Genomic DNA, 17,122 nt, shown 5'->3' with positions numbered 1-17,122 from the left:
CGTAAGAAAAAGGATGAGAGGAAAAGGTCTTATGTAATTAGTAAATAAAGTAAATGAGATCGAAAGTTCTATTTCTATTGACCTGATTGGTTGGCGTTTTAAAGTCACTGGCTTCTTAGAGATTGTGCCATTTGAACTGAATATTCCCATTGTCGAATTTAATAATTTTCACATTCTTTTACTATGCTATAATAATGAAAAGAAGAGGGTGAGGTTATGGGAAAGCTGAAAATCCACTCTGCTGAGGTTGCGAACGAAATTAGCAAGTGGACGAGGGTCATTTCTCAGAATGACCTAGAAAAATCTGCTGTCTATAAAGAGAAAATTCAGAATTTGCTAAAAAATACAGATGAGGATCGAGAAGTTCTTCTTTATTATCAGCTAGTCGACGGCAGACATGAAATGTTACTTGGAAATATTGAAAAAGCCAATCAGATTATGAAAAGTGTCGGAACGCTGGATGAAAAAGCAGATGACATTATTAATTTTTATTTTTACTTTTATAAAGGCCAATATGCTGCCTATGTCAAAAAATATGATGAGGCGATTAGTTTTTATAAGATTGCTGAGCAGCGGCTAAAACGTGTGAATGAAGATCTTGAAGTAGGAACTTTTCATCATAAAGTCGCTTCCATTTATTACGAACTGAAGCAAAATTTCATTTCCATTAATCATATTAAAAAAGCCATTGATACGTTTAAAGCGCATGAGGAATATACCGCACAGGCGATTGACAGCTTAATTTTACATGCGAGCAACTGTATTGATTTACTACAGTTTGATGAAGCTGAGGAAAAGTACCAAGAGGCACTTGAGAAAAGTAAGCGCATTAACAATGAAGTGCTGATTGGGAAGTGCTATCACAATTTAGCGGTTCTTTATTACGCAAAACCTGATTATGAAAAAAGTGCGCAATACGCCAAAAAAGGGATGAGCATTCAAATTCATCGCGACAATAGCCATTATTTCATCCAATCTTTATATGTTCTCGCAAATGCCTTAGTTCATTTAGGAGATCATGAGGCGAAAGAATATATTAAAGAGGGGATTCAATATAGCTGTGATATCCAAAATAATGAATATATAGTAAAATTTGAAATTTTGGATTTGATGTGCGAAAATAGTGGAGCAGCAGACGTATTCTCTGAAAAATTAGACTACATAGAAAAAAATAGATTATATGTGGAGCTTGAGGATTTGTCTGAACAAATATCGAAATACTTCAAGGAACGAAATGATTATCAAAATGCCATTCGTTTTCTTGAAAAGAAATTCGATGCACAAATACTTCAAAAGAAAGTGGAGGTTATCTTATGAAAAAGTTGTTGTTAGGTGTAACAATCGTTACAGCAGTCGCAGTTGTTTCTTCCCTTTTTGCTCTTGACGCAGAGACGACAGAGCAAGCCATCAGAGCGATTACGTGATCGAATTTACCTGTCAACCTCTTCTCTCTTATTAGAAGAGGTTTTTTTATGTGCTCAAACTGGAAAAACGAAAAAAGACACGTCATAATATAGGTAATCATCATATTTAGAGGTGGCATATGACGAAAATTTTTGCACATAGAGGCTTTAAAGGAAACTATCCAGAGAACACCATGATTGCCTTTGAGCACGCACTCCATTCTGGAGCGGATGGGATTGAGCTTGATGTTCAGCTCACCAAGGACGGCAGACTAGCTGTCATTCACGATGAAAAGCTGAACCGAACGACCAATATGAAAGGGTTAGTGAAAGACTATACATATGAAGAGTTAAAAAGAGGAGATGCCAGTCATTCTTTCTATGATGAAACGGGTGCGGTCTCCATTCCTCTTTTAGAAGAAGTATTAGAGCTAGTGACGCAGAGATCATCCTTTATGATCAACATTGAATTAAAAAACTCTATTTATCGATATCCAGGGATTGAAGAAAAAGTAAAAGAGCAAATTGAGCACTTTCAAATAGAGGATCGAGTGCTTGTCTCATCATTTCATCACGGCAGCTTAGCTCTTTTTCACAAGCTGATGCCGCACATTGAACTGGCGGTCCTCACAATGGATGTGATTCATCAGCCGGACATGTATTTAAAAACAATCCCGGCAAAGGGCTACCATCCGAATATAAAGGGCGCTGGGGTGACAAAAGAAGTAGTAGCCGCTCTCCATGCGGACCAACAAGTGATTAGACCGTTTACTGTAAACAGTGAGAAGCAAATAAAAAATATGTTGAGATTAGGTGTTGATGGAATCTTTACTGATTTTCCTGATCGAGCCGTCAAAATAAGAGAAGAAATGAAATAAAGACCCGCTATCAACAGCGGGTCTTTTTCATGATTACCTTTGCTTAAAACGAGTTGTTACTTTATTTCGTTTACGGTCCCTATATAAAATAAATCCTGCAACAACATAAAGACCTCCCCCTAAAAATAACAACCCTGCAATTCCTTGCAGCCATAAATATGGAAATGGTGCAATGATGATGCCGAAAACAGTGTCACGCAGCAGCTTAATGCCAAGTGCTGCAAAGGCTCCAGGTATTAAAATAATCACTAATGCCAGTATTCTCCCCATCAAATGTCCCCTTAAACGTCATTTACTTCCATTGTCTAATTCAAAAAATATTTTGTCAAGAAAGGAAAACGTGGTAATATAGGTGTTGTGCAATTTTTTGCAACGGAAAAATATGGTGTGCAAAATTTTTCATATAAAGGGGTAACGGGATGCAGAGAGTCTTGATTGTCGGTGCAGGACAAGGTGGATCAGCACTGCTTGAAACATTGCTGAAAACAAATACGGTTCAAATCATTGCGATCGCCGACCTTGATCTCGAGGCACCGGGGATGGATGAAGCAAAAAAGAATGGAATTGAGACGACGACGGATTGGAAAGAATACATAAAAGATGACATTGATATCATCATTGAAACCACAGGCAGTTCTGTTGTACTGAAAGAATTAATTGAACAAAAACCAGAGCATGCTGTGATTGTGCCAAGCTCGATGGCATACGTCATTTCAGAATTAATGGCAGAGAAACAACAGCTTATTCAAATATTGAAGGAACAAACCTATAAACATGACCGCATTTTTAATGCAACGAACGATGGCATGATTTTTATTAATATGGATGAAGAAGTGGTCCTGTTTAATCGATCGGCTGCCAAAATGGTGGGGTGTTCGCAAAAGGATGCGATTGGCCGTCACATTCGAGAAGTGATTCCGAACACGAAACTTCCCGATATATTAAGGTCAAGGGAGCCGGAATTTAACCAAAAGCAATTTTTGAATCAGCAAATTCAAATTGTGACCACCCGTCTGCCGATTATTGATGACGCGGGGAGAATGTTAGGTGCTTTATCCATCTTTAAAGACATAACAGATGCGGTGGAGCTAGCGGAGGAAGTAACGAACCTCAAAGAAGTGAGAACGATGCTTGAGGCTATTATTCAATCATCAGATGAAGCCATATCGGTTGTCGATGAGCAGGGAAAAGGTATTTTGATCAACCGTGCTTATACGAAAATGACCGGTTTAACGGATAAAGAGGTCGTGGGGAAACCAGCAGGAGCTGATATTTCCGAAGGGGAAAGCATGCACTTAAAGGTGCTTGAAACAAGAAGACCTGTTCGAGGCGTCAGAATGAAGGTCGGTCCAAACAAAAAAGATGTCATCGTCAATGTAGCACCTGTTATTGTTGACGGCATTCTAAAAGGCAGTGTCGGGGTCATTCACGATGTATCCGAAATTCAATCATTGACGAATGAATTAAATAAAGCAAGACAGCTCATCCGAACACTTGAAGCAAAGTACACATTTGAAGACATTATTGGAGAAAGTGAACAAATGCTTGTCGCACTTGAGCAGGCAAAGCTGGGTGCAAAAACGCCGGCAACCATTTTACTCCGTGGAGAATCAGGTACTGGGAAAGAGCTGTTTGCGCATGCCATTCACAATGAAAGTGATCGCAAGTACAATCGCTTTGTCCGTGTCAACTGTGCTGCCTTATCAGAAACTCTTTTAGAGTCAGAACTGTTTGGCTACGAGGAAGGAGCGTTTTCTGGTGCAAGGCGTGGCGGGAAAAAAGGGCTGTTTGAAGAAGCCAATCACGGCAGTATCTTTTTAGATGAAATCGGTGAAATGACGCCAAGTACACAAGCGAAATTGCTGCGTGTCATGCAGGAAAAAGAAATTGTTCGGGTAGGTGGAACGAAAGCGATACCGGTCGATGTGCGTGTGATCACAGCGACAAATGTCAATATTGAAAAGGCGATGGCAGAAGGGAAGTTCAGAGAGGATTTATATTATCGAATGAACAGATACCCGATATCAATCCCGCCGCTCAGACAGCGTCTTGAAGATATTGAATCATTAAGTAAACGCCTCATCCAGAAGATCAATTTAGACTATGGGCGAAACGTCAGCGGCTTAACAGATCGTGCGCTTAATAGACTTCGATCATATAGCTGGCCAGGCAACGTGAGAGAGCTTGAAAATGTGCTTGGACGAGCGATGATCTTTTTGAATCCGCAAGAAGAATGGATCGATGAAGCGCATATCGCCTTCATGGAGTCAGACGAGCATGAGGAAAAAGAGCAGCAGGAACTGGCTGTTAGTCAATTTGAGGGGGAGACGCTCTCAGATGCTGTAGAAGCATTTGAAGCGCAGCTGATCAAACAAACCCTTGAAAAACATCAATTCAATCGCACAAAAACAGCGAAAACGTTAGGGATCAGCATTCGAAATCTTTACTATAAAATGGATAAGTATCAGCTTGCAAAAGATAGCATGCAGTAACATGCACGTAAACTGCAAAGAATTGCATGATTTCTTTGCGAAAAGGCTAATTTTTCACACATTTCAAGCTGGCACGGAACTTGCATATAAAAAGAGGAACCGAGCACAAGGAAAGGTGGGCAAGTATGAAGCTTGACGATCTGATTATCAAAGCCTCGCAGCTGCAGAATAAAACAGCGGCTGTGGCTCATGCAGAAGACGAAGAAGTGCTTCATGCCATCAAAATGGCAATCGAACGAAAAGTCGCTCGCTTCCTGCTGGTTGGAAACAAACGCAACCTAAAGGAGCTAGTCAAACAGCATGAGATTAATGAAGACTGGATAGATATTATTCATTCAGATTCACCCGAAGAATCTGCCAAAATTGCCGTTCAGGCAGTAAGTGAAAATCATGCAGATATTCTCATGAAGGGTCATGTCCCGACAGCCGTACTGTTAAAAGCTGTACTAAATAAAGAATATGGACTTCGGACAGCGAGTGTCCTTTCACATGTTGCTGCCTTCGAAGTACCGGGCTTTGACCGTTTTATCTATGTGACGGACTCTGCGATGAACATTGCGCCTGATTTAAATATGCTGAAAGAAATTACGGTGAATTCCGTTCAAGTCGCACAAGCTGTCGGAAATGATATGCCCAAAGTGGCGGTATTATCAGCGGTAGAAGTCGTAAACCCAGCGATGGATTCGACGCTCACAGCTGCAAGCCTTGCGCAAATGAATCGAAGAGGTCAAATTTCTGGCTGTCTGATTGATGGGCCGCTTGCTTTAGATAATGCCATTTCTCAAACGGCAGCTTCTCATAAAAATATTACGAGTGATGTGGCTGGTCATGCAGATATTTTGCTTGTGCCAACCATTGAAGCAGGCAACATTCTTTATAAATCTCTCATCTACTTTGCTCATGCAAAAGTGGGAGCTGTGGTGGCAGGAGCGAAAGCACCGATTGCTTTAACAAGCCGGTCTGATTCAGCTGAAAGCAAGCTCTATTCAATTGCACTTGCCATCTGTACATCTAATTAAGCGAAAGTATTAGGAGGAATAGAAAATGGAACTTTTTAAATATATGGAACGATACGATTATGAACAGCTTGTATTTTGTCAGGATGAACAGTCTGGTTTAAAAGCCATCATTGCCATTCATGATACAACACTTGGGCCGGCACTCGGCGGAACAAGAATGTGGACATATGAAAATGAAGAAGCAGCTATCGAAGATGCCTTGCGTCTTGCAAGAGGTATGACCTATAAAAATGCGGCGGCAGGGCTTAACCTTGGCGGCGGTAAAACGGTCATCATTGGTGATCCGAGAAAAGACAAGAATGAAGAAATGTTCCGTGCTTTTGGCCGTTACATTCAAGGATTAAATGGCCGTTATATCACCGCTGAAGATGTCGGTACAACGGTAGAAGATATGGATCTTATCCATGAAGAAACAGACTTTGTCACAGGCATCTCTCCTGCATTTGGTTCTTCAGGAAATCCATCTCCAGTGACTGCTTACGGTGTATATAAAGGGATGAAAGCAGCTGCAAAAGCAGCATTCGGTACAGATTCATTAGAAGGAAAAACAATTGCCGTTCAAGGTGTTGGAAACGTGGCTTACAACCTATGTAAACACCTGCATGAAGAAGGCGCACAGCTTATCGTCACTGATATCAACAAAGACTCAGTTCAGCGAGCTGTAGAAGACTTCGGTGCAAAAGCGGTAGACCCTGATGATATTTATGATCAAGAATGTGATATTTACGCACCATGTGCACTCGGTGCAACCATTAACGATGTGACAATTCCTAAATTAAAGGCAAAAGTCATCGCAGGTGCAGCGAATAACCAGCTGAGAGAAACACATCATGGAGATCTTATTCATGAAATGGGCATTGTGTATGCACCGGATTATGTCATCAATGCAGGCGGTGTGATTAACGTTGCAGATGAGCTTTATGGCTATAATGCAGATCGTGCAATGAAAAAAGTAGAAGGCATTTACCAAAACATTGAGCGAGTGATTGAAATCTCTAACCGTGATGCCATTCCAACTTATAAAGCGGCAGACCGATTGGCTGAAGAGCGAATTGAAAGAATGCGCAAATCAAGAAGCCAATTCCTGCAAAATGGTCAACATATTTTAAGTCGTCGCTAAATGGATGAATGAGTTGAAACGGAGGTTTTGTTTTTGCTGACAAAAGAATGGCGTATTCTCACTATTAATCCTGGCTCTACTTCAACAAAAATCGGTGTGTTTCATAATGAACGATCTATTTTTGAAACGACATTAAGACATACAGATGAGGAAATCAAGCAGTTTCCTCATATCATTGATCAATTTTCATTCCGCAAAGAAACCATTTTGAAAACACTGCATGAACAGGGGATGAACATCTCAAAGTTTGATGCAGTTTGCGCACGCGGTGGTCTTCTTCGTCCGATTGAAGGTGGCACATATGAAGTAAATGAGCAAATGGTTGAAGATCTAAAAGAAGGGTATGCTGGCCAGCACGCCTCTAATCTAGGCGGAATTATTGCCCGAGAAATTGCACTTGGCCTTAACATCCCAGCTTTTATTGTTGATCCCGTAGTCGTAGATGAACTGCAGCCGATTGCTCGTATTTCAGGACTGCCAACAATTGAGCGGAAAAGTATTTTTCATGCGTTAAATCAAAAAGCAGTCGCAAGAAAAACGGCTGCTTCGTTTGGAAAGCGTTACGAAGATTTGAACATGATCATTACCCATATGGGCGGCGGAATTACGATTGGTGTACATCAAAAAGGAAAAGTCATTGATGTGAATAACGGTCTTCATGGCGAGGGTCCTTTCAGCCCAGAGCGGGCAGGTACTCTTCCAACAGGTGACCTTGTTAATTTATGCTTTTCTGGTGAATATTCGCAAGAGGAAATGCTCAAACGCATTATTGGCGAAGGCGGTCTTGCGGGCTATCTTGGTACGACAGATGCAGTAAAAGTAGAGCGCATGATTGAAGCAGGCGATGAGCGTGCGGCGCTTATTTATGAAGCGATGTGCTATCAAATTGCCAAAGAAATCGGTGCGGCTAGTGCGGTTTTAAAAGGAGCTGTTGACGTCATTGTGTTAACAGGTGGCCTTGCGTACAGCAAACAAATTACGTCAAGTATTAGAGGATACATTGACTGGATTTCAGATGTTGTTGTGTACCCAGGTGAAAATGAATTGCAATCCTTAGCAGAAGGGGCGCTTCGCATTTTAAAAGAAGAAGAATCACCAAAAGAATACCCAAATGATCAAAAGGCGGAGAAAGGAGTGACAAGTCATGGCAACTGAATATGACCTCGTCATTCTTGGTGGAGGCACAGGCGGCTATGTAGCGGCCATTCGTGCCTCTCAACTTGGATTGAAAACAGCAGTCGTAGAAAAATCAAAGCTCGGTGGAACATGTCTTCATAAAGGCTGTATCCCATCTAAAGCGCTTCTTAGAAGTGCAGAAGTCTATCAAACGGTCAAACGTGCCGCTGATTTTGGCGTTGAAGCAAGCGGAATTGCCTTACAATTTGCCAACGTACAAAAAAGAAAAACAGAGATTGTCGACAAATTAGCAGGCGGCGTCAAACACTTAATGAAACAAGGGAAAATTGATGTATACGAAGGAATAGGCCGTATCCTAGGCCCCTCGATCTTTTCGCCAATGCCAGGCACCATCTCGGTAGAAATGGCGAATGGTGATGAAAATGAAATGCTGATTCCAAAGCAGGTCATCATTGCGACTGGGTCAAGACCGCGCGTCCTGCCCGGACTTGAAGCGGATGGAACACACATCCTTACATCAGACGAAGCACTTGAACTGCAAGAACTTCCTCAGTCCATGCTGATTGTCGGCGGAGGCGTGATTGGGATCGAATGGGCTTCCATGCTTAACGATTTTGGCGTTAAAGTCACAGTGATCGAATTTGCAGATCGCATTTTACCAACAGAGGATCAAGATATTTCTAAAGAAATGGAAAAGCTTTTAAAGAAAAAGGGCATCACCTTAGTGACAAATGCGAAGGTTCTGCCAGATACTGCCGAAAAGCACGAGAATCTCGTCAAGATCCAAGTGGAACAAGGTGGAGACATTCAGTCGTTTGAAGCAGAGAAACTGCTTCTCTCAGTTGGCCGAGTGCCAAACGTGGAAGGCATAGGACTTGAAAACACGGACATCCAGACAGAAAAGCAAGGCATTGTCGTGAATGAGCATTATCAAACGAAAGAGTCGCATATTTACGCAATAGGTGATGTCATTGGCGGTCTTCAGCTGGCACATGTCGCATCACATGAAGGCATGATTGCAGTGGAACATATGGCTGGTCAAGATCCAAAGCCACTTGATGAAACGCTCGTGTCTAAATGTGTTTACTCTCACCCAGAAACCGCTAGTGTTGGACTGACTGAACAGGCGGCAAAAGAGCAAGGCTACGAAGTCAAGATTGGGAAGTTTCCCTTCATGGCCATCGGAAAAGCGCTTGTATTTGGAGAGTCTGATGGATTTGTCAAAATCATTGCTGACCAAAAGACAGATGATATCTTAGGGATTCATATGATTGGTCCTCATGTAACAGATATGATATCTGAAGCTGGATTAGCCAAAGTATTAGATGCAACTCCGTGGGAAGTGGGGCAGACGATCCACCCGCACCCAACCTTGTCAGAAGCAATTGGCGAGGCAGCACTGGCTGTTGACGGAAAGGCGATCCATTTTTAATCAAGGAGGGAAACATGATGAGTAACATGCGTCATCAGGAATTAGGATTATCAGATGAACAAGCGATTGACATATATAGAACCATGCTTTTAGCAAGAAAAATTGATGAACGGATGTGGCTTTTAAACCGTTCTGGAAAAATTCCATTCGTCATCTCTTGTCAAGGACAGGAAGCGCAGCAAGTCGGTGCCGCTTTTGCCCTCAATAGGGAAGAGGATTACGTTTTACCTTATTACCGTGATATGGGGGTTGTCCTTGCATTCGGGATGACGGCGAAAGATTTAATGATGTCTGGTTTTGCGAAAAAAGACGATCCAAGCTCAGGCGGGAGACAGATGCCAGGTCATTTTGGGCAAAGATCAAACCGAATTGTGACTGGATCATCACCTGTGACAACACAGGTTCCTCATGCGGTTGGCATCGCACTAGCCGGGCGTCTAGAACAAAAGAATTTTGTTAGCTTTGTCACGTTCGGTGAAGGCTCTTCAAACCAAGGAGACTTCCACGAAGGCGCCAACTTTGCTGCGGTGCATAAGCTGCCTGTTATTTTCATGTGTGAAAACAATAAGTATGCGATTTCTGTCCCGTATGACAAACAAGTGGCATGTGAGCGTATTTCAGATCGTGCAATAGGGTACGGAATGCCTGGTGTGACGGTTGATGGAAATGATCCGCTTGAAGTGTATGCAGCGGTCAAAGAAGCGAGAGACCGTGCGGCAAGAGGCGAAGGCCCAACATTGATCGAAACCATCTCTTACCGGTTAACTGCGCATTCAAGTGATGACGATGATTCTAGCTATCGAGAAAAAGAAGAAGTGCTCGAAGCAAGAAAGAAAGATCCGCTCATTCAATATGAAACGTACTTAATCGAAGGAAATGTCATGACTTCTGAAATGAAAGAAGAGATGACAAAAGAAATCATGCAAATCGTAAACGAAGCCACTGATGAAGCGGAAAACGCAGCTTATGCCGATGCAGAAAGCGCACTTCGTTACGTGTATGCAGAGTAAGGGGGAAGAAAAATGCCTGTTATGTCATATATAGACGCTATCACATTAGCGATGAAAGAAGAAATGGAGCGAGATCCGAAAGTGTTTGTGCTCGGAGAGGATGTCGGGAAAAAAGGCGGCGTATTTAAAGCAACAGCGGGTCTTTACGAGCAATTTGGAGAAGCGCGCGTCATGGATACACCTCTTGCCGAATCAGCGATTGCAGGTGTAGGTATTGGGGCTGCTATGTATGGAATGCGTCCGATCGCGGAGATGCAATTTGCGGATTTTATTATGCCAGCCATCAACCAAATTATTTCAGAGGCTGCAAAAATTAGATATCGTTCCAATAATGATTGGAGCTGCCCAATGGTCATTCGTGCTCCTTACGGGGGCGGCGTACACGGGGCGCTTTATCATTCGCAATCGGTCGAAGCCATTTTTGCCAATCAGCCAGGCTTAAAGATTGTGATGCCTTCTACACCCTATGATGTCAAAGGGTTGTTAAAAGCCGCAGTGCGTGATCCAGATCCTGTATTGTTCTTTGAACACAAACGTGCATACCGTCTCATTAAAGGAGAAGTGCCTGAAGAGGATTATACGCTCCCTATTGGAAAAGCGGATGTGAAACGAGAAGGCGATGACATTACGGTCATTACATATGGCCTTTGTGTTCATTTTGCCCTCCAAGCAGCAGAGCGCCTTGCGAAGGACGGAATTTCTGCTCATATTCTCGATTTACGTACAGTGTACCCGCTTGATCAAGAAGCGATTATTGAAGCGGCATCAAAAACAGGGAAAGTACTTTTGTTAACAGAAGATACAAAAGAAGGAAGCATCATGAGTGAAGTAGCTGCCATCATTTCAGAGCACTGCTTGTTTGATTTAGATGCGCCAATTAAACGTCTAGCAGGACCTGATATCCCTGCAATGCCTTATGCACCGACAATGGAGAAATTCTTCATGGTTAATCCGGATAAGGTAGAAGCTGAAATGAGAGAACTAGCGGCGTTTTAAGAAAGAGGAGGGTTTCAAAGTGGCAACTGAACAAATGAAAATGCCTCAGCTTGGTGAAAGTGTAACAGAAGGAACCATTAGCAAATGGCTCGTTTCACCTGGCGATCATGTGAATAAATACGATCCGATTGCGGAAGTCATGACAGATAAAGTAAATGCAGAGGTTCCGTCATCCTTTACAGGAACAATCACTAAACTAGCGGCTGCAGAGGGTGATACACTTCAAGTAGGAGAAGTGTTTTGTGAAATTGAAGTAGAAGGCAGTGCACAGCAGAGTGCGAAAGCAGAAGAGGCGCCTGCGCAAGATGAAGCACCAGAACCTGACCAAACAAATGTGGATCAGAGTCAAAAGAAACGATACTCTCCGGCAGTCCTGCGTTTAGCAGATGAACACGGAATTGATTTAACGGCTGTTCAAGGAACGGGAGCTGGCGGCAGAATCACAAGAAAAGATTTGCTGAAGCTTATCGAAAGTGGAGGCGTAAAAGAAACGGCAGCACCTGTGAGTGAAGGTACGGGTCAAACAGAACCTGCGAAGCCGTCACAAGCAAAAGCGGCTCCTTCCATCTCTTCAATGCCTGGAGATGTTGAACTGCCGGTCACTCCGATTAGACAGGCGATTGCCGCAAACATGCTAAGAAGCAAGCATGAAATTCCACATGCCTGGACGATGATGGAAGTGGATGTGACAAACCTTGTGACAAGAAGAAATCAGCTAAAAGATCAATTCAAAGCAAAAGAAGGCTTTAATTTGACGTTTTTTGCATTCTTTGTCAAAGCAGTGGCTCAGGCCTTAAAGGAATTCCCTGAAATGAACAGCATGTGGGCTGGTGATAAAATTGTTCAAAAGAAAGCGATCAATGTCTCCATTGCTGTTGCGACAGATGATGCTCTTTTTGTCCCAGTGATCAAAGATGCGGATGAGAAAACGATTAAGGGAATCGCCAAAGAAATACATGAACTTGCTTTCAAGGTCAGACAAGGCAAACTGAAGCAAAGTGACATGGAAGGCGGCACTTTCACTGTGAACAACACAGGATCATTTGGTTCGGTTCAATCAATGGGGATTATTAACTATCCGCAAGCAGCCATTTTACAAGTAGAATCTATTGTAAAGCGCCCGATGATTGTAAATGGAATGATTGCCGCAAGAGATATGGTGAATCTTTGTCTTTCATTAGATCATAGAGTACTCGATGGTCTTGTATGCGGTAGATTCCTGCAAAGAATCAAACAAATTCTTGAAGGCATTGACGAAGAGACGTCCGTCTATTAAGCTCATTTATATGTCCCCTTCTCACAATGAGAGGGGGATTTCCATATCAATCAGAAAGGAGCGATGAGATGTCTGGACTAGATTTTTTTGCTTTTCTTACGATCGGTCTGATGTTTATCACAGCCATTGCGTTCGCTTTTCTTCGGTATATTTCCAAATCACGCAATCATCCTGAACGCTTACTGCTCATCATATCGATCGTTTCAATCATTCAAATCGCCTATTGCTTGTTGATGATAGGTGGATTTAAAGGAGTCGCCAATAGTTTATTAGGCATTTCCCTTCTGATAGGTACACTGCTAGGGTATGCACTTGAATATTTATACAGACGTTATATCAAAAAAACGCCCGCATCGAAATGATGCAGGCGTTTTCTTTATTCTGCTGGAACAATAAAGGTCAAATGCTGTTTTAATACTTCAAGGGAAGAAGGAGCGGTCATGTATACTTCACCATCTGTATCTGCATCCATTTCCTCTTTAGTATGAATATGAATGCGGGATGCTTGTATAAGAGACAGGTCACCTTTAAAATCTTCTAGCTCTTCGCGATTCATTGAAAAAATCTCTTTTAAAGCAGAGAAACTCGTATTTCTGCAAATTAAAATTTCGGCTTTTCCATCATCAATTGAAGCATTTGGCAGATCTATTTTATTTGTACCGATAAAGTGCCCATTCATGACAAGGACAATCACAGCTTCTTCTTCCCAGTTTTCCTCTTCGGTTTCAATGCGTACGTAGAAAGGTTCTGTCTGCTGAAGGGTTCGAAGAGCGCTCGTGAAGTAGCTGATTTTTCCGAGGACAGCTTTTTCTTTATCATTAATATTGTTTGAGGTATCTGCGATGAGACCAATCCCCCAAAAATTTAAAAGGTATCGATCCTCTGCTTTGATTAAATCGACCTTTTTTTCAGTGCCATCTATCACCATTTGAGCGGCCTTTGGCATCTGCTGAGGGATGCCCAGCGTTCTAGAAAAGTCATTGCACGTCCCGCCAGGTAAGATCGCTACAGTCGGCCTTTTTTCTAAACCGCCAATTCCATTCATACATTCATGGACGGTTCCGTCTCCGCCTAGTATAATCAGCAATTCAACCGACTCATCCATTTCACGGCAGAAATGATAGGCATCATTCGGCTGTTTTGTAGGCTTAAGGATGAGTTCATCAATATGTAAAGAAAGAAGAGGCACTGTTTGACCCAGTGTTTTTTCCATGTTTTTTTGACCAGCATTTCCGTTATAAATGAGTATTGCTTTTTTGAATTGTGCCATCACGCAGTTCTCCCTTTCATCACTTTACTATCACTTTTCCCCAATTCCACAGGTCATAAACGACGTTTGAAAAAAGTGAAGGGGGCGAAACAAGACATTTGCCCGCCGGCGTTTTCCTTGATATGATGTAGTTAAAATGGTTTGGTACGTAGAAGGAGTGGACGGTTATGAATATTGATTTTAATTTATTTATGAATGATATTGTGAAACAAGCACGAGAAGAGATTAAACAGGCAGGTTATACGGAACTGACAACAGCTGAAGAAGTCGATGAAGCGCTGACGAAAAAAGGAACGACACTTGTCATGGTGAATTCAGTGTGCGGCTGTGCAGGCGGTATTGCTAGACCAGCGGCTGGTTATTCTGTTCATTACGATAAGCGTCCAGATCAATTGCTCACAGTGTTTGCTGGACAGGACAAAGAAGCAACCGCAAGAGCACGTGAATACTTTGAAGGCTTCCCGCCATCTTCACCATCATTTGCTCTATTAAAAGACGGGAAAATCATGAAAATGGTCGAACGTCACGAAATCGAAGGACATGAACCGATGGAAGTGGTGTCAAAACTTCAAGCCGCTTTCGATGAGTATTGCGAAGAAGTGTAACATGTTACTTTTGAATGAATCATTTAGAGGCAGTCCGGTCTTTTGATCGGTCTGTTTTTTTTGTTTTATATGACATACGAATCAAAATAATTTTAGCAAAATACTATTGCATATCAAAAAGAAAGTGTTTAAAATACATTATAGTGAATAAATATTCAAATCTACTCATGATTTTAAATACTAGGAGGCATTATCATATGAAAAAGTGGTTATTATTACTTATGACAGCTGGTCTTGCAGCTGCATTAGCAGCATGCGGAACTTCTTCTAATAATTCAAACGCATCAGGAGACGACAAAACACTCATTATGGCGACTTCAGCAGATTATCCGCCATTTGAATCAAAAGACGGTGATAAAATTATCGGTTTTGATGTCGACCTTGCTACAGCTCTAGCGAAAAAGAACGGCTATAAGCTAGAAATTCAAGATATGGACTTTGCAAGCCTCGTGTCAGCTCTTAAAACAAATAAAGCTGATATTGTGCTTGCAGGCATGACACCTACTGAAAAGCGTAAAAAACAAGTTGATTTCTCAGATGTTTACTACAATGCTGAAAACTTGGTTGTATCAAAAAAATCTAGCGGTATAAAAACAGAGAAAGATTTAAAAGACAAAACGGTTGGCGTTCAATTAGGTTCTATCCAGCAAGATGAAGCAAACGGATTGCAAAAGAAATATAACTTAACGGTTGAAGATCGTAATAAAATCTCTGATATCATTCAAGAAATTAAAGCAGGCCGTTTTGATGCAGCCATTATTGAAGATAAAGTAGCGGCTGGCTACTTGAAAAAGGAAAAAGATTTCCAAGCATTTGGATTGAATAGCTCAAACGAAGGTTCAGCCATTGCATTCAAAAAAAATAGCGACTTAACAGCGAAATTCAATAAATCATTAAAAGAAATGAAGGATAATGGCGAACTTGATAAACTCATTAAAAAATGGTTTGCTGATGAAAAGTAAGTCAGGAAAAGGATCAGCGTCATTCATGAAAATCAAGTAGAAAGCGCTGAAAAGTTCAACATGTGTTGAACTTTTTTCCTGTTTATTCTTTGATTTTATCTGAAGGAAAAAAGGAGAATATCATGATGGATTTTAAAGAAGTAATACCTCAGATGCCCTTTATTTTAGAAGGTCTTAAAGTAACGCTTTCTATTGTTGTGGTATCACTGTTCCTTGGTTTTATTTTAGGAATCTTATTAACGCTCTGTAAAATTAGTGTATTTAAGCCGCTTATCTGGCTAGCCGATTTTTATACGTCAATCTTCCGAGGCACACCGCTTGTGCTTCAGCTTTTGATTATTTATTTTGGTCTTCCCCAGCTGCTCGGCTTTCAAATTGATCAATACTGGGCAGCTGTAGCCGCCTTTTCACTAAACTCGGCGGCGTACGTTTCTGAGATCATTCGTGCAGGAATCAATGCCATTGATAAAGGGCAAAAAGAAGCAGCCGTTGCTTTAGGTATCCCGTATGCTAAAATGATGAAGGACTTATTGCTTCCGCAAGCATTCAAAAATATTTCCCCAGCACTAGTGAACGAAACGATTACACTGACAAAAGAATCAGCGATTGTCACAGTCATTGGACTGGGCGATGTCATGAGACGAGCCTATCAAGCAGGTGCCGTCACCTATAACTATCTTGAACCGCTTATTTTTGCGGGTCTCATCTATTATGTCATCGTGCTTATTCTCACCTTCGTCGGCAAATCGGTGGAAAGGAAGTTAAAATCAAATGATTAAAATAGAGAAACTCACAAAATCTTTCGGTAAAAATGAAGTGTTGAAAGGGATTGATACCACGATTAAAGAAGGCGAAGTGGTAGCTGTCATCGGGCCGTCTGGTTCAGGAAAATCAACATTTCTTCGCTGTATTAACTTACTTGAAAAACCGACTTCTGGAATGATTACGATTCAGGGGACGGAAATTACCAATCCAAAAACAAATGCACTAAAAGTGCGCGAGAATATTGGTATGGTGTTTCAACATTTTCACTTATTCCCGCACAAAACAGTGCTAGAAAATATTACGTATGCGCCAATGAATGTAAAGAACCAATCGAAGGAAGACAGCATCAAGCAGGCAGAGGATCTTTTAAAAAAGGTCGGACTTTTAGAGAAAAAAGATGATTATCCAAACCGGCTGTCAGGTGGTCAAAAGCAGCGTGTCGCCATTGCACGTGCCCTTGCGATGACACCAGACATCATGCTTTTTGACGAGCCGACGTCTGCTCTTGATCCAGAAATGGTAAAGGAAGTATTAGAGGTCATGAAAGAGCTCGCTCAATCTGGGATGACGCTGATGATCGTCACACATGAAATGGGCTTTGCAAAAGAAGTAGCAGACCGTGTGATCTTTATGGATGATGGGAAAATTGTAGAGGATGCAAATCCTGTAGAATTCTTTGAATCTCCGTCTTCACAGCGTGCTCAAGATTTCTTGCAAAAAATATTATAATGAAAAAAACGAGGGGGAGACTTAACAT

General features: G+C 41.7%; 17 protein-coding genes. 15 read left to right on the top strand and 2 right to left on the bottom strand.

Going from position 1 to position 17,122, the window contains the following annotated elements; genetic code table 11:
- The first annotated feature begins 216 nt into the window (after positions 1 to 216).
- Both MKY11_RS11335 and MKY11_RS11330 read left to right on the top strand, forming a co-directional pair.
- Positions 217 to 1,317 (top strand): Rap family tetratricopeptide repeat protein, encoded by a 1,101-nt coding sequence (locus tag MKY11_RS11335; protein WP_019743381.1) that lies wholly within the window; start codon positions 217 to 219, stop codon positions 1,315 to 1,317.
- A gap of 226 nt (positions 1,318 to 1,543) precedes the next feature.
- Positions 1,544 to 2,281, top strand: coding sequence for a glycerophosphodiester phosphodiesterase (locus MKY11_RS11330; RefSeq protein WP_274660593.1), 738 nt, complete (start codon positions 1,544 to 1,546; stop codon positions 2,279 to 2,281).
- Positions 2,282 to 2,314: 33 nt separating this feature from the next.
- On the opposite strand, the gene MKY11_RS11325 is transcribed toward MKY11_RS11330, so the two are convergent.
- Positions 2,315 to 2,551: a DUF2627 domain-containing protein gene (locus MKY11_RS11325; protein WP_017357960.1), complete on the bottom strand. Its 237-nt coding sequence runs from the start codon at positions 2,549 to 2,551 to the stop codon at positions 2,315 to 2,317.
- A 149-nt stretch (positions 2,552 to 2,700) separates the two neighbouring features.
- On the opposite strand from MKY11_RS11325, the gene MKY11_RS11320 reads away from it, so the two are divergent.
- From MKY11_RS11320 to MKY11_RS11280, 9 genes are all read left to right on the top strand, one after another.
- Complete coding sequence (locus MKY11_RS11320; protein ID WP_212360024.1) at positions 2,701 to 4,773, top strand: sigma-54-dependent Fis family transcriptional regulator; 2,073 nt, start codon at positions 2,701 to 2,703, stop codon at positions 4,771 to 4,773.
- A gap of 125 nt (positions 4,774 to 4,898) precedes the next feature.
- Positions 4,899 to 5,792 (top strand): phosphate butyryltransferase, encoded by an 894-nt coding sequence (gene yqiS / locus MKY11_RS11315; RefSeq protein WP_008342231.1) that lies wholly within the window; start codon positions 4,899 to 4,901, stop codon positions 5,790 to 5,792.
- 25 nt (positions 5,793 to 5,817) lie between these two features.
- Complete coding sequence (bcd, locus tag MKY11_RS11310; protein WP_007501155.1) at positions 5,818 to 6,912, top strand: branched-chain amino acid dehydrogenase; 1,095 nt, start codon at positions 5,818 to 5,820, stop codon at positions 6,910 to 6,912.
- 27 nt (positions 6,913 to 6,939) lie between these two features.
- Positions 6,940 to 8,067, top strand: coding sequence for a butyrate kinase (gene buk, locus MKY11_RS11305; RefSeq protein WP_026050108.1), 1,128 nt, complete (start codon positions 6,940 to 6,942; stop codon positions 8,065 to 8,067).
- Positions 8,057 to 9,481, top strand: a complete 1,425-nt coding sequence (lpdA, locus tag MKY11_RS11300) for a dihydrolipoyl dehydrogenase (protein ID WP_342501419.1) — start codon at positions 8,057 to 8,059, stop codon at positions 9,479 to 9,481. Before buk ends, lpdA begins: the two co-directional genes overlap by 11 nt.
- Positions 9,482 to 9,498: 17 nt before the next feature.
- Complete coding sequence (locus MKY11_RS11295; RefSeq protein WP_039165916.1) at positions 9,499 to 10,491, top strand: thiamine pyrophosphate-dependent dehydrogenase E1 component subunit alpha; 993 nt, start codon at positions 9,499 to 9,501, stop codon at positions 10,489 to 10,491.
- A gap of 12 nt (positions 10,492 to 10,503) precedes the next feature.
- Positions 10,504 to 11,487 carry an alpha-ketoacid dehydrogenase subunit beta gene (locus tag MKY11_RS11290; protein ID WP_007501148.1) on the top strand — a complete coding sequence of 328 codons (984 nt, stop codon included), beginning with the start codon at positions 10,504 to 10,506 and terminating at the stop codon, positions 11,485 to 11,487.
- Positions 11,488 to 11,506: 19 nt separating this feature from the next.
- The gene (locus MKY11_RS11285; RefSeq protein WP_039165914.1) at positions 11,507 to 12,763 is read left to right on the top strand and encodes a dihydrolipoamide acetyltransferase family protein; all 1,257 of its coding nucleotides are present in this window, start codon (positions 11,507 to 11,509) and stop codon (positions 12,761 to 12,763) included.
- 68 nt (positions 12,764 to 12,831) lie between these two features.
- Positions 12,832 to 13,125: a YesK-like family protein gene (locus tag MKY11_RS11280; RefSeq protein ID WP_008342236.1), complete on the top strand. Its 294-nt coding sequence runs from the start codon at positions 12,832 to 12,834 to the stop codon at positions 13,123 to 13,125.
- Between the two features lie 14 nt (positions 13,126 to 13,139).
- Here the strand turns inward: MKY11_RS11280 and MKY11_RS11275 are convergent, their stop codons facing one another.
- Complete coding sequence (locus MKY11_RS11275) at positions 13,140 to 14,033, bottom strand: YegS/Rv2252/BmrU family lipid kinase (protein WP_017367568.1); 894 nt, start codon at positions 14,031 to 14,033, stop codon at positions 13,140 to 13,142.
- 167 nt (positions 14,034 to 14,200) lie between these two features.
- On the opposite strand from MKY11_RS11275, the gene MKY11_RS11270 reads away from it, so the two are divergent.
- The 4 genes from MKY11_RS11270 to MKY11_RS11255 all read left to right on the top strand — a co-directional run bounded on the left by MKY11_RS11270 (position 14,201) and on the right by MKY11_RS11255 (position 17,094).
- Positions 14,201 to 14,638 (top strand): BrxA/BrxB family bacilliredoxin, encoded by a 438-nt coding sequence (locus MKY11_RS11270; protein ID WP_024718894.1) that lies wholly within the window; start codon positions 14,201 to 14,203, stop codon positions 14,636 to 14,638.
- Between the two features lie 197 nt (positions 14,639 to 14,835).
- Complete coding sequence (locus MKY11_RS11265) at positions 14,836 to 15,600, top strand: transporter substrate-binding domain-containing protein (protein WP_008342238.1); 765 nt, start codon at positions 14,836 to 14,838, stop codon at positions 15,598 to 15,600.
- 119 nt (positions 15,601 to 15,719) lie between these two features.
- Positions 15,720 to 16,379: an amino acid ABC transporter permease gene (locus MKY11_RS11260; RefSeq protein ID WP_041507129.1), complete on the top strand. Its 660-nt coding sequence runs from the start codon at positions 15,720 to 15,722 to the stop codon at positions 16,377 to 16,379.
- Positions 16,372 to 17,094 (top strand): amino acid ABC transporter ATP-binding protein, encoded by a 723-nt coding sequence (locus tag MKY11_RS11255; protein WP_338703591.1) that lies wholly within the window; start codon positions 16,372 to 16,374, stop codon positions 17,092 to 17,094. The genes MKY11_RS11260 and MKY11_RS11255 overlap by 8 nt, the downstream gene beginning before the upstream one ends.
- Positions 17,095 to 17,122: the final 28 nt, after the last annotated feature.

The organism is Bacillus sp. FSL W7-1085 (genome assembly GCF_038595035.1).
In the GTDB taxonomy this organism is placed as follows: domain Bacteria; phylum Bacillota; class Bacilli; order Bacillales; family Bacillaceae; genus Bacillus; species Bacillus altitudinis.
Note: the sequence above shows the minus strand (reverse complement) of the source record. Positions and strands in the feature narration are given on the sequence as shown.

Bases quoted from the DNA above. Each gene is read 5' to 3' on its own strand.
- MKY11_RS11325 (WP_017357960.1), bottom strand. From the start codon at position 2,551: ATGGGGAGAATACTGGCATTAGTGATTATTTTAATACCTGGAGCCTTT.
- MKY11_RS11335 (WP_019743381.1), top strand. From the start codon at position 217: ATGGGAAAGCTGAAAATCCACTCTGCTGAGGTTGCGAACGAAATTAGC.
- MKY11_RS11280 (WP_008342236.1), top strand. From the start codon at position 12,832: ATGTCTGGACTAGATTTTTTTGCTTTTCTTACGATCGGTCTGATGTTT.
- MKY11_RS11290 (WP_007501148.1), top strand. From the start codon at position 10,504: ATGCCTGTTATGTCATATATAGACGCTATCACATTAGCGATGAAAGAA.
- MKY11_RS11270 (WP_024718894.1), top strand. From the start codon at position 14,201: ATGAATATTGATTTTAATTTATTTATGAATGATATTGTGAAACAAGCA.
- MKY11_RS11275 (WP_017367568.1), bottom strand. From the start codon at position 14,033: ATGGCACAATTCAAAAAAGCAATACTCATTTATAACGGAAATGCTGGT.
- MKY11_RS11295 (WP_039165916.1), top strand. From the start codon at position 9,499: ATGAGTAACATGCGTCATCAGGAATTAGGATTATCAGATGAACAAGCG.
- bcd (WP_007501155.1), top strand. From the start codon at position 5,818: ATGGAACTTTTTAAATATATGGAACGATACGATTATGAACAGCTTGTA.
- yqiS (WP_008342231.1), top strand. From the start codon at position 4,899: ATGAAGCTTGACGATCTGATTATCAAAGCCTCGCAGCTGCAGAATAAA.
- MKY11_RS11265 (WP_008342238.1), top strand. From the start codon at position 14,836: ATGAAAAAGTGGTTATTATTACTTATGACAGCTGGTCTTGCAGCTGCA.
- lpdA (WP_342501419.1), top strand. From the start codon at position 8,057: ATGGCAACTGAATATGACCTCGTCATTCTTGGTGGAGGCACAGGCGGC.
- MKY11_RS11330 (WP_274660593.1), top strand. From the start codon at position 1,544: ATGACGAAAATTTTTGCACATAGAGGCTTTAAAGGAAACTATCCAGAG.
- MKY11_RS11255 (WP_338703591.1), top strand. From the start codon at position 16,372: ATGATTAAAATAGAGAAACTCACAAAATCTTTCGGTAAAAATGAAGTG.
- MKY11_RS11320 (WP_212360024.1), top strand. From the start codon at position 2,701: ATGCAGAGAGTCTTGATTGTCGGTGCAGGACAAGGTGGATCAGCACTG.